We start from the raw sequence: 13,250 nt of genomic DNA on the forward strand, positions 1-13,250 counted from the left end.
CATTGAGATAAGGCTAATAATAACGGTATTTGGCTAATTTCCTCAACAATATGAATGGAATATGAATCTTACGCTCAGCATGGATTCAAAATGGGTCTGTTTTAATAGCACCATCAAACAAACACTGCCTGACATTAGAAAGGAAAACATGATGAAAAAAGTAATTCTAGCTACCGCTGCTACCCTTATCCTAGCTCCTACCTTTGCTTTAGCAAAAGATGGTCACCATGAAAAAGGGACTGGAATTCAGTACAGTGGCCCTGTTGAGCTCACTACTGTAGACACCTTGTTAGCAGATACCAGTATGTTTACTGAGAAGAATGTTGTTGTAGAAGGTAACCTTCTAAGACAAGTTAGAGGCGATACTTTTATCTTCTCTGATGGCAAAGGTGAGATTCAAGTAGAGCTGGACGACGACATTCATATGGCACAGCCAATTGATCATACGACGAAAGTACGCCTTTTCGGTGAATACGAAGGCGGCAACACACCAGAAATTGAAGTTGATCGTATTCAGATTCTATAAATCCCCTGAATTAGTTCTCTGATTACGCTATGATTTGGCTTGCTTATTGCAAGCCATTTTTATTAGTCAATTTATTGTTGTTAGTCGGAGACTACTTTTGAAAAAACTCATTTTGGCCAGTGCTCTAGCAATTGCGGGAATCAGCACAAGCGCCCAAGCGAACAATTTTAACTATAACTTTTTCGAAGTTCGAACAGCTATTGGACCTGAAATGACGGGTGCAGAGTTTAGTACATTCTTTACCGAAAACTCTCACTTTATTCTCCGCGCAGATACCCAGTTTGATAAAGACTACGATCTCGCTGGTGGTATTGGGTTTAACGGCCCTGTCAGTCAGTTTGCCGACATCTATGGTCAATTACTTGTCCACCAAGTGAAGTACACGCAAGAAGCAGGCGGCGAAAGTGATACCCAAGCCGAAATAAACGTTGGTGTCCGTCTTTGGTTAACAGATCAAGTTGAAGCAACAGGACGTATCGGCCGCAATGATGACTCGTCTGTATTCCATGCTGGCGTACGTTTCCACTCGACTCAACAACTTTCCCTTTCAGCGGAAACCCGCAATAACGGCCTTTATGGCCCGCAAGTTACTATGTCGGTTCGATTCCAATATTAAACCATCTAGCCAAACATAAAAACTAAGCCCTGTTTAAAACAGGGCTTAGTTTTATCTAACAATGATTTTTCTTGGTACTAACTCAACACCTGCTTGATATCGTTTCGCAGCCGCATTGAGCGCCAGTTCCATCGCACTATCTGCAATAAGTTCGAACTGCTGAGGTAACGAGTTAACCTTCATTGGTAAAAAATCCAACAAACGATTATCACCAAATGTCGCAATTTTGACCTTATTTGCTAAATCCGGTCGTTCCAACAGTACATCCAACACCCCTTCCAATAAAGTATAAGAAGTAGTGACAATAGCATCCGGCACCTTATCTTCTTTGCACCACGCTTCAAGCACTTGTTTACCATCTTTGCGATTAAAGTGTTCGCCATAGCCAACAACACAGGCCACATTTTGCTGTTTCGCCGCGGAAACAAACCCTAATTCACGCTCACGAGAAATATTCAGCTCTGGTAATGCCCCAATAAGACCGATACTTGTTACATTGTCACTGATTACCGACTGAGTCAGCTCAAAAGCGCCGCCAAAATCTTCACTTATTACACAAGAGAAGTGTTCATCGTCGAGCGGACGGTCAAGCGCAATCACTGGCGTCCCTTTCGATTTCAGTTGCAGGTAGAACTCACTAGCATCTGGAATCACGCTAGCGACAAACAGCGCATCAACTTTACGACTTACCAATGCTTGAACGACGTTTTTTTCTGTTTCTGGTTCATCGTCAGAGCACGCGATTAGGATCTGATACCCTGCCGAACGTGAATTCTGTTCAAGCAGTTTGGCTAACCTTGCGTAACTGGTGTTTTCTAGATCTGGAATAATGAGTCCAAATGAGCGGCTCTGCCCTGCTCTTAAGGTGCTTGCAGCGAGATCAGGTCGGTAATTGTGTTCATTCACCACGTCCATCACTTTTCTCTGCGTTTTCTCGCTAATTCTGTACTTTTGAGCTTTACCATTGATCACATAGCTCGCCGTCGTCTTTGAAACCCCAGCAAGCTTTGCTATCTCATCTAGTGTCATATCCACAACCTTTGTTCTGTGCGCCGGATCATAATACTTTATAAATGATCTTACGATGAGTTGAATTATATGCTGAAACGATTCAGTATAAAAGCTGAAAGGATTCAGCAATGTCTATAAAGTGAGTGAAATCACCTAATTTGCTTTAGTGGCTGTTTTAAGTAATGGCCTTTTATCAACAAGTTAGACCTGATAACGCTGAACCAATATTTTTAATCTTTTTGCTGAATCGATTCAGTTAAGCAAAAAGACATTGTAAATGAAGACTCGATTAAAAGTTTAAATCCCTTAAGGCTGGAGAAGCACCATGCTTAAGTTAGTGAAAAGTGACATCACCCTTTCCCAAAAAGCGACCGATAAGTTTGAAGCGATCAAGAACATTGCGCAGGCTCTAACGGAGAAAGGCCTTGTTGAGCAAGGTTATGTTGAAGGCATGCTAAACCGTGAGAAACAAAACTCAACCTTCTTAGGAAATGGTATTGCGATCCCACATGGTACGACCGACACACGTAATATGGTCAAAACGACTGGAGTTTCCGTTCATCATTTCCCTAACGGTGTTGAGTGGGGAGATGGCAACAAAGTGTTTGTCGCCATTGGTATCGCGGCTAAATCCGATGAGCACTTGGGCATCCTTAAACAACTAACAAAAGTTTTGTCTGCTGATGGCGTTGAAGAACGTTTACGTAGTGCTAAAAGCGAACAGGATATCATTGCCCTACTCAACGGCGATGTTCAATTAGAAGCAGACTTCGATGCTACACATATTCAATTGAAGTTCCCCGCAAGCGACATGGTGCAAATGAGCGCGGTTGCGGGTGGCCTTCTTAAAAACACAGGTTGTGCTGGCGCAGAATTCGTTGCTGATCTCGTGACGAAAACACCCACACACCTTGGGCAGGGTCTCTGGCTTGTAGGTAGCGATAAGCAAGTAACCCGTACAGGTGTTTCTTTTGTATCTACTGCCAATGATTGTGAGCTTGAAGGTGAGAAAGTTCGTGCACTCGTCGCTTTCGCCGCTTGTAACAACGCTCATCAGCCTATTCTCAAGACGATTTCAACGCTTGTGTTTAACAACGAACACAACAAGTTTCTGGATGCTTCCGCTGAGCAAATACTAGCGCTATTGAAAGGCGAAGAAGTTACAACTGACGCCGATGAAACAGGTAACAACGCCATTTTCAAGATTAAAAATGCACACGGCCTACACGCTCGTCCGGGTGCAATGCTCGTTGCAGAAGCGAAAAAGTTCGAATCAAACATTCGCGTTGCGAATCTCGATGGCGACGGGAAAACTGTTAATGCGAAGAGCCTGATGAAAGTGATTGCGCTCGGTGTCAAACACGGCCACCAGCTTCAGTTCTCTGCAGAAGGTCCAGATGCAGCACAAGCATTAGAATCGATTGGTAAAGCCATTGCTTCTGGTCTAGGTGAAGGATAAGGAGCGTGGTTATGTCTGCATTGAAAACAAATAAAGTCGTTACCATCACGCTAAATCCGGCTCTTGACCTCACAGGCTCATTAAACTCGCTTTCAGTTGGCTCAGTAAGCCTAGTAGAAAAAAGCAACCTACATGCCGCGGGCAAAGGAGTAAACGTTGCCAAGGTCCTTAGTGATCTTGGTGCTGAGGTCACAGTCACTGGTTTTCTTGGGAAAGATAACCCAGAGCTTTTCCATCAGCTCTTTGACGATATCCAAGTCAACAATGAGTTTGTAGAGGTGCAAGGTGCTACTCGCATTAATGTCAAACTCGTCGAAGCCGATGGTCAAGTTAGCGACATTAACTTCCCTGGCGTTCACGTAACGAAAGAAGAAATTGATCGCTTTGAGCAAACCCTATTTAGGCTAGCGGAAACTCACGACTACTTCGTACTCGCCGGCAGCCTACCGGGCGGTGTTAGCCCTGAGCAATGCGCTGCTTGGATCGAAAAACTGCATCAGCAAGGTAAGAAGGTCTTATTTGATAGCAGCAAAAAGGCATTGCGCGCTGGCATTGAGGCTCAACCTTGGCTGATCAAACCCAATGATGAGGAACTCAGTGATCTTATCGGTGATCATCTATCAACACCAGAGCAGTGCCAAGCTGCGGCACAAACGCTAAGCAACAAAGGCATCGCCAATATTGTCGTTTCAATGGGTGCTGACGGCGTGATGTGGCTTAACCAAGGTCAATGGTTACATGCCAAGCCACCACGTATGAAAGTGATCAGCACAGTTGGTGCCGGCGATACGCTTGTCGCGGGATTGTGTTGGGGTCACATGCAACTCATGCCCAAAGAAGATTTATTACGCTTCGCCACCGCTCTCTCTGCCCTCGCAGTAAGCCAGGTTGGCGTTGGAATTACCAGTCAGGAAGAACTGGATAACATCAAGCTCCAAACACAAGTAAGCGAGCTCTACCCTAATACGAACTTAGACAACAACTAAGGAACAGAAGGTTATCAGTATGAATATTGCCATTATTACAGCTTGTCCGAGTGGTGTTGCAAACAGCATCATTGCGGCAGGTCTACTAGAACAAGCCGCCGCTAAACTAGGATGGAATGCGAAAATTGAGTGCCAATCCAGCGTGATTGAATCAACACGGCTTGCTGATTCGGACATTCAACAAGCAGAAGTCGTTATCATTGCGGCTAACACTCCGGTCGATACTTCTCGTTTTGTAGGTAAAAAAGTCTACCAAGCTGATATCAGTACAGTAGCGAAAGATACATCGGCGTTCTTACAAACTGCCGTTGAAAACGCAGCCATTCTAGAGCAAGCAACCACAGTCTCAGCGCCAGCAAAAAATACAACAGCAGCTAAGAAGATTGTAGCTATTACAGCATGTCCTACTGGTGTAGCCCATACGTTCATGGCAGCTGAAGCACTTGAAGAAGAAGGTAAACGCCGCGGCTACCAAATTAAAGTGGAAACGCGTGGTTCAGTAGGTGCTAAAAACCAACTGACCGACCAAGAAATCGCGGATGCAGATTTGGTCATCATTGCTGCTGATATCGAAGTGCCACTTGACCGATTCAACGGCAAGAAGATGTACCGCACCAAAACTGGTCCGGCTCTTAAGAAAACGGCTGAAGAGATGGATAAGGCGTTCGAACAAGCCTCCGTCTACCAACACTCAGGCTCTTCTAACAACTCTCCGGCATCAGAAGAGAAGAAAGGCGCATACAAACATCTTATGACGGGTGTATCTCACATGCTTCCCGTCGTGGTTGCCGGTGGTTTGATCATCGCCCTATCCTTCGTATTTGGTATCGAAGCGTTTAAAGAAGAAGGCACACTCGCTGCTGCATTGATGACCATTGGTGGCGGATCGGCGTTTGCTCTAATGATTCCTGTTCTTGCAGGTTACATCGCATTCTCTATTGCTGACCGTCCTGGTCTAGCACCGGGGCTTGTTGGCGGTATGATTGCAAGCTCTACGGGTGCGGGCTTCCTTGGTGGTATCGCCGCAGGTTTCATCGCAGGTTACGCAGCTAAGTTCCTTGCCGATAAGGTATCACTGCCACAATCGATGGAAGCGCTTAAACCAATTCTGATCATCCCATTCGTGGCAACCTTGTTCACGGGTCTTGTGATGATTTACATCGTAGGCGGCCCTGTTTCTGGCATCATGAATGGTCTAACTGACTTCCTCAACAACATGGGCTCTGACAGTGCGGTATTACTGGGTATTATCCTGGGCGCAATGATGTGCTTCGACTTAGGTGGACCAGTAAACAAAGCCGCTTACGCATTCGGTGTTGGCCTACTTGCTTCGCAAACTTACGCGCCAATGGCCGCTATTATGGCAGCAGGTATGGTTCCAGCGCTTGGTATGGGTCTCGCAACCTTTATTGCTAAGAATAAGTTTGAACAAGGTGAGCGTGAAGCGGGTAAAGCGTCATTCGTGCTAGGTTTGTGCTTTATCTCTGAAGGTGCAATTCCATTCGCTGCGAAAGACCCGATGCGTGTAATTCCTGCATGTATGGCAGGTGGCGCACTAACAGGTGCTCTATCTATGCTGTTTGGTGCAAAATTAATGGCACCACATGGTGGACTGTTCGTACTACTGATTCCTAACGCAATCACCCCAGTGCTGATGTATTTGGTTGCTATTGCAGCAGGAACGGCGGTAACAGGTTTCACTTACGCATTCCTAAAAAACAAAGCAGAAGCAAAGCAAGAAACTGCAACTGCTTAAACGTTTCTTGCCACTCCCCCGATAGATGGCAAAAGCACCTCGTGTTAGAGGTGCTTTTTTATTCCGAGCAATTCTAGTTCATCAACACAACTCATTGGTAAGGTGTACAAAACCTCATTTATTTCGATAACCACATACATACGCAATTAATATTCAACCACGCTCACAGTAAGTGTAATGATATCGTAGTATGATGTGACCTTTACTGATTAACTTAATAATTAGAATAGTTAAATGCGCAAACGTGGTTCCAAAATCGTCTTCCAATTTATCGCTGTTTTTTGTGCGCTGTCGTTTGTCCCCTTCCTCTACTTTTACACTCAGCTTTCACTTGTCGATCAACAAACCGAGCAATATGTCGAACAGCTCAATCGCAATAAACTTGAGTATTCAAAAGTGGAGTTGCAAACATCTCTGCAAAAGATCTCAACATCGCTTCGTTACCTATCAAACAATGGTGTATTAAACCAAGCGATCCTAAACCCAACCCGTGAAAACCTGGATGCTTTAGAAGAGTTTTGGTTGCTCATTGCTCGAACACAAGGCTATTACTCCCAATTACGCTTTATAGACCAAGACGGTATGGAGGTTGTTCGGATAAATAGCGGTGAGCGATTTATAGAAATTGTCGAACCTGAACGTTTACAATTCAAAGGCGACCGAGATTACTTCGCTTTTGCCAAAACACTAGGTGATCATGATACGGGTAATTTTGGTATTGACCTTGAAGTCGAAAATGGCAATCTGGTAACCCCTCATCAACCTGCTTATCGAGTCATTTACCCGATTACGCTCAATGGTGAACGTAAAGGATATTTTGTCGCAAATCTTGACCTCGCTCGTTTGTATTATGGTCTGGCTTACAAGCGTAATCAGCTCAATTTACCTATAGTAGCGACAGGTGACGGCTATTACTTGATGTCGACCAATGGTGAAAAGATACTCGGCAACTTGCTAGACGCTCACCGAGACTCCAACATTTCACAGCAGTTTCCTCAGCTATGGCGTTCGTTGCAGTTTGATAAATTCAGCACAGTTAAAGAACGTGATTATTGGATTTCTTACACTACAGCTGAACTCAATGACGTAGAACACGTTGACGAGTTAATCTTTTTTATCAAAACCTCACTTGATGAAGCTCATGCATTCACTGATGACGCTCGCCATGATCTTTATATCCAAGCGGCTTTTATCTTGATTATTTTATTTTTGCTCACATTCACGTTTGTGACATGGAATCATAACCACGAGAAAAATAGCTTAGATAGCAAGATTGCTCGCGCCGCGATGAACGGCATGTCAGCCGTAGTTATTACCGACCGTAACAACAGAATCATCCAAGTGAATAGCGAGTTCACAAGAATTAGTGGCTATACGTTAGAAGATGTAAAAGGTCGACCGCCTTCGTTATTCGCCTCAGGAAAGCACCTGCAAGAATTCTATATGAATATGTGGAAGATTCTTGAAGAAAAGGGATTATGGGAAGGCGAAGTGGTCAATAAACGTCGCGATGGGTCATTAATCACGGAAATCCTGCGTATACAGACGGTTAAAGACCGTTTTGGTGTCATTCAGTTCTATGTTGCCTCTTTTGTCGATATATCTCATCGAAAAGAGCTAGAAGACCGTCTAAGAGAACTGAGTGAAAAAGACCCTATGACATCACTTTGGAATCGCCGCAAGTTCGATAAAGAGATGCAAAATCAAGCAATGCGTGCAAAACGTTACTCAAATAATGAACCTGCCACATTAGCCTTGATAGATATTGATCACTTCAAACGCATCAATGACAAATTCGGCCACGATCGCGGCGATGATGTCATTAAAGATGTCGCGGGTTGCTTATCACACCACTTAAGAGAAACCGACGTTATTGCACGAATTGGTGGTGAAGAGTTCGCTATCATTATGCCGCATACCGACTTACGAGAAGCCGAAATGGTACTCAATCGCGTCAGAACGGCAATCAATATAGAAAGCGAGCTAAACATTACGGTGAGTGCTGGTGCAACCGAAATTTCAGCTAAACCTGAAGAGACCTATAAACGTGCAGACATTGCTCTCTATGAGTCAAAATCTCTTGGCCGCAATCAAGTCTCTGTCCTTTCTGTCAGCGAAACACATTCAATTGCATAATTTTGGTGCAATGGTCATTTTATATGCACCAAGTTCACACATTTATGGTGCAGACGTTTGCAACACCCCTTATTGGTACGCTGTTTCCTAGTTGGCGCAGATCTTGAACTAACCTTCATATGTCGTTTGTTGCGCTATATGGAGATAGAATCATGCAAGATACCCTTACCGTTATCTTAGCTGGGGGAATGGGCTCACGTTTAAGTCCTCTTACGGATGACCGCGCTAAACCTGCTGTGCCTTTCGGAGGAAAATACCGAATCATTGACTTTACCTTAACCAATTGCCTCCACTCTGGGCTTCGTAAGATATTGGTGCTTACGCAATACAAATCTCACTCATTGCAAAAGCACCTGCGAGATGGATGGTCATTGTTTAATCCTGAGTTGGGCGAGTTTATTTCGGTCGTCCCACCTCAGATGCGTGGTAAAGGTAAATGGTATGAAGGCACCGCTGATGCAATCTACCATAATCTGTGGTTATTAGAGCGAAGTGACGCTAAGCACGTTATAGTTTTATCCGGTGATCACATCTATCGCATGGACTATGCTGAAATGCTGAAAGATCATATTGAAAATGGCGCAAAGCTGACCATTGCGTCAATGGATGTCGCGAAAAAAGATGCATCGGCATTCGGTGTTCTTTCTGTTAACGACCAAGGCTTAGTAGAGACCTTCTCCGAGAAACCCGCAGATCCACAATCCATGCCTAACAAGCCCGATCGTAGTTTAGCTTCTATGGGTATCTACATATTTGAGATGGAAACACTTCAGAGGGTGCTCAGAGAAGATGCTGATAATGACTTCTCTTCGCATGATTTTGGTAATGACATCATTCCTCGCTTAATCGATGAGCAATGCGTTTACGCTTACAACTTTTGCTCCGATCGTGGCCGTGTTGCACGAGACTGCTATTGGCGTGATGTAGGAACAATCGATTCATTTTATCAGGCGAACATGGACTTGCTAGAGCCGATTCCACCGATGAATCTGTACCAACCTAACTGGGGAGTTCGTACTTATGAGCCGCAGCTGCCCCCCGCACGAACCGTCTCCTCAGCAACGGGTAATGAAGGGATATTTATCAACTCGATTATCGCCAATGGCGTGATTAATTCCGGTGGTTCCGTGCAACACTCGGTGATTTCTTCCAATGTTCGTATCAACGACAGTGCCACCATTGTGGACAGTATTTTATTTGATGATGTTGAAGTCAGTGAAGGATGTAAGTTGGTCAACTGCATCATTGATAAACATGTTTCAATTCCTGCCTATACTTCAATTGGATTAAATGCCATTGAAGATGCCAAACGATTCCACATTTCTGAGAACGGTATCGTCGTGGTGCCTGAAAGCTACAAATTTTAGTCAGTATGGGTTCACCCGATAAAAAAGGCCTTGGCGGAATGCCAGGGCCTTGTACTAAACTAGATTCACTTACTGAGGGCAAGTGACCTCATCCCAAAACCAGTTTGACTGAGTCGGTGATTCCCATGTTCCCGGGTTATTCTTGGCAACGAAACACTTACCATTGTATGAATAGGTATCTCCATTGACTGCTTGAGTAACGCCTGGCTCCCACGCTGACACTGTGCCGGAATTGCCTCCGTTATTACCACCGTTATTACCACCGTTGTTTCCGCCATTGTTTCCGCCATTAGACAAATCCGCTAGCGGTAAGTCTGGTTGCTCAAACTTAAATGCGTAATCTACTCCGCTCAGATTTACAGTGTAATTCGCAGGCCCAGAGATAGGTAGGTAGTAGACCATATCAAGCTCGTACGTCCCACCGACAGGTAGTTCTTTCCAGCTTGGCAGACTAAACGCAACTCTGTGCATTGGTCCATCAAGACCACCAATGTTGTTCGCTCTTGTGTGGCCAGACGCGATGACTTTTAACCCGCCACCAGATTGATCTTTAGCATTATCTGGCGCCGAGACTGGGATATCGAATTGGAACTCAGTACCACCAGGAATGGCTTGCCCTGTATTGTTCGTGAAGGTAACTTTAGGGTTGATTGGGTAGTTTTGATCACCCACTTTAAAACCGCCGATCGTCACTGTTATATCAACAGCCTCGGTAGGTATTGCGCCCGTTGAAACCTTATTGCCATATGGCGTCGCAGACCTAAACTTATCGTAGATAGCTTTCGTCATGCTGTTACCCATATGGTACTCACCAGTTCCATTTGCACAGGCTTGCTCAGTCAAGTCGACAGAGGTACGCTGTCCATTCTCAAGCAGATAACAGTTGTAGTCCCCTGCTAGCTCCCAGAACATAATCCCACCGATCTCTTTGTTGATAACGTAGTCCGCCTTAACAGAGACCGAAGCTTCATCTTCAGTGGAGAGGAAAACATTCTTTTGTGCGTTCCATAACCAAGGTGCAACCGCAACGCTGTCATAATGTCTTGTATAGGTGCCAACCAATTGATCACTCGGATCATTGACAGGATCTAAGCCATAAGCAGCGCTGTATGTACCCCATATCCCCTTCTCTAGGTTTTTCGCATGCCACATTGGGCCTGAGCCCGCCCCCATTTCATTGCCTTGAGGATCTTTATCGTGCCACATGTTATCGATGCCCATCGCACCGTTACCACAATTGTTCTTCTCGCCTTCCCCTGTTCCTTCCGGGCATTGAGCTTGATTTGGTAAGGCTGCGCGGCCCCAAAGACCATTAGTCCCACCTGTCACATCTTGCCAACCACGAGTGTAGTAAGGAACACCAATGTTGATACGGCCTGCTGGCATCGAACCGCGGAAATAGTGGTAAGCCCAGTCGGTGTTCAGGTAGCCAATACCACCATAGGCGGCCGTACCATAGACATTCCACTGCGCTAACTCTGAGTCTTCTCCCGTATCGAACAACGCGGCATTGTGTCCTACATGATCATTCCATGCTCCATGTAGGTCGTAGGACATGATGTTAACGTAATCGAGGTATTTAGTGACATCAAAGGTTTCCATGCCTCGCAATAGATAGCCAGATGATGGCGCCGCGATAGTTAACATGTAATGAATACCGTCTTGCGCTGAAGCTGCGTCGAGCTTTTCACGTAGAACTTTCATTAACTCTTGGTAAGAAGCCCACAAATACGGGCGTCGCGGCTCCATAAAGGCTTTATCATAAGGGTTTCCTGCACCTGCCATTGACGTCGGATATTCGTAGTCAATATCCAGACCATCGAACTTATAGGTACGCATCATTTCAACGGCTGAAGCGGCAAATTTTTCTATACCTGCATGGTTAATTGATCCGTCGGCATTGGTTGTCATGGTGTAGAAACCACCATCAGCAACACGATTACCATTGGCATCAAAGTGACCACCGGTTTCAGCCCAGCCACCAATAGAGATCAGCGTCTTAACACCATAGCGCTGTTTATAAGTCGCTAACGCACCAAAGTGCCCTTTAAAACCCAGTGTTGGGTCAATATCTACCCCTGGCCATTCTTTACTGGTTGCTGCATTGTTTGGATCGTTGACATCACCTAAGTTCACTTTCCCGTCAGAACCAATACCAACAAAGGCATAATTAATATGAGTCAGTTGTTCCCACGGAATATCTTTGACGAGGTATGAGGCTTGTGGGTCATCACCCGCACGCCAACTAGTGAAATATCCGATCACGCGACGCGGGTGATCCGCTCCCATCTGCTCACGACCTTCGCCATCGTAGACGGTACAGTAAGGAACATTCACGCCTTGTGTCTGATATAAACCGTCTGGACGACAATTAGCAACCGGTGGTACACCGTTAACGACGAGAGTAACAGGCGTCGAATTAGTATTCGCCCCTAGATTGTCTGTTGCAACGGCATACACCGCAAGACTGCCAGCTTGCACCGTTGTGTAATTCAAAGTGTAAGGCGCAGTAGCGGCAGTACCAACCAAACTACCACCAACATAAAAGTCTACTTTATCAACTGACCCATCCGCATCCGCGGCATTCGCAGTAAGCGTCACTGCACTTCCTACATCTACCGAGTTGGTAGATAACGCAACATCGACTGTTGGGGCAATGTTATCAGGATTTGCAGAGACGACATTTATTGTCACGCTACTGACTGTACTCTGAGCGCCTGCATCATCATAAGAAACTGCACCGATTTGATGACTGCCAACGGTAGCGGTCCAAGCCACACTATAAGGAGCTTGTGTCGCTTGACCTACCACAACACCATCAACAGAAAACTCCACCTTGGTAACCGTTCCATCTACATCTGACGCTCTTGCAGAAATAGTGACAGCGTCACCTTGAGTGATTGCATCAGAGGCAAGAGGAGACGTCACTGACACCGTTGGAGGCTCATTTCCTCCAGTAGCATCACACGCTCCTAAATGTTTCCAGTGACCCCACTCGCCAGACGTTTGGGTTGGGTTATTTCCTTGCGTCCAATAATTAGCCTGATAACCCTCGCCCAAGTGTTGAACTTGATCACCAGTGTTATAAATGGTCGATGAATCCCAAGCTCCGAGAGGGCTGCAGTCAACTGCGGCGTAACTGTTAAATGCCATTAAACATGACGCGCTAAGAGTACTAAGGGTAAATACTCTTCTAGCCGTTCCTGACGTTGATTTATGCATTTCATTTATCCTTAAGTTATTGTTTAAACGCTTTAATTTCTATGTTTATCAATAAGATTGAACACTTAAATTTTCGCGTAAAATAACCCTAGATAAGAATGCCAAAATGACACGTATTGTTTGGTCAGACTATAAAATGACTCGCAATTTACAGCTCAATATATGCAACAA

General features: G+C 45.1%; 9 protein-coding genes. 7 read left to right on the plus strand and 2 right to left on the minus strand.

Annotated features, from left to right (window positions below; all coding sequences use genetic code 11):
- Window positions 1-151: 151 nt before the first annotated feature.
- Window positions 152-526, plus strand: a complete 375-nt coding sequence (locus AC5O63_RS00990; protein ID WP_494503561.1) for a YgiW/YdeI family stress tolerance OB fold protein — start codon at window positions 152-154, stop codon at window positions 524-526.
- Window positions 527-623: 97 nt separating this feature from the next.
- Window positions 624-1,142: a hypothetical protein gene (locus AC5O63_RS00995; protein ID WP_171325129.1), complete on the plus strand. Its 519-nt coding sequence runs from the start codon at window positions 624-626 to the stop codon at window positions 1,140-1,142.
- Window positions 1,143-1,193: 51 nt separating this feature from the next.
- Here the strand turns inward: AC5O63_RS00995 and cra are convergent, their stop codons facing one another.
- Window positions 1,194-2,171 carry a catabolite repressor/activator gene (gene cra, locus AC5O63_RS01000; RefSeq protein ID WP_494503562.1) on the minus strand — a complete coding sequence of 326 codons (978 nt, stop codon included), beginning with the start codon at window positions 2,169-2,171 and terminating at the stop codon, window positions 1,194-1,196.
- A 307-nt stretch (window positions 2,172-2,478) separates the two neighbouring features.
- On the opposite strand from cra, the gene fruB reads away from it, so the two are divergent.
- The 5 genes from fruB to glgC all read left to right on the plus strand — a co-directional run bounded on the left by fruB (window position 2,479) and on the right by glgC (window position 9,857).
- Window positions 2,479-3,612: a fused PTS fructose transporter subunit IIA/HPr protein gene (fruB, locus tag AC5O63_RS01005; RefSeq protein WP_494503563.1), complete on the plus strand. Its 1,134-nt coding sequence runs from the start codon at window positions 2,479-2,481 to the stop codon at window positions 3,610-3,612.
- A gap of 11 nt (window positions 3,613-3,623) precedes the next feature.
- Complete coding sequence (pfkB, locus tag AC5O63_RS01010) at window positions 3,624-4,598, plus strand: 1-phosphofructokinase (protein ID WP_494503564.1); 975 nt, start codon at window positions 3,624-3,626, stop codon at window positions 4,596-4,598.
- A gap of 19 nt (window positions 4,599-4,617) precedes the next feature.
- On the plus strand, window positions 4,618-6,354 hold the full coding sequence (fruA, locus tag AC5O63_RS01015; protein WP_494503565.1) for a PTS fructose transporter subunit IIBC: 1,737 nt from the start codon (window positions 4,618-4,620) through the stop codon (window positions 6,352-6,354).
- 234 nt (window positions 6,355-6,588) lie between these two features.
- Window positions 6,589-8,490 (plus strand): sensor domain-containing diguanylate cyclase, encoded by a 1,902-nt coding sequence (locus tag AC5O63_RS01020; RefSeq protein WP_494503566.1) that lies wholly within the window; start codon window positions 6,589-6,591, stop codon window positions 8,488-8,490.
- Window positions 8,491-8,642: 152 nt separating this feature from the next.
- Window positions 8,643-9,857 (plus strand): glucose-1-phosphate adenylyltransferase, encoded by a 1,215-nt coding sequence (glgC, locus tag AC5O63_RS01025; protein ID WP_494503567.1) that lies wholly within the window; start codon window positions 8,643-8,645, stop codon window positions 9,855-9,857.
- Between the two features lie 69 nt (window positions 9,858-9,926).
- Here glgC and AC5O63_RS01030 read toward each other — a convergent pair whose 3' ends face one another.
- On the minus strand, window positions 9,927-13,079 hold the full coding sequence (locus tag AC5O63_RS01030; RefSeq protein WP_494503568.1) for a chitinase C-terminal domain-containing protein: 3,153 nt from the start codon (window positions 13,077-13,079) through the stop codon (window positions 9,927-9,929).
- Window positions 13,080-13,250: the final 171 nt, after the last annotated feature.

The organism is Vibrio sp. SCP2, assembly GCF_059295395.1.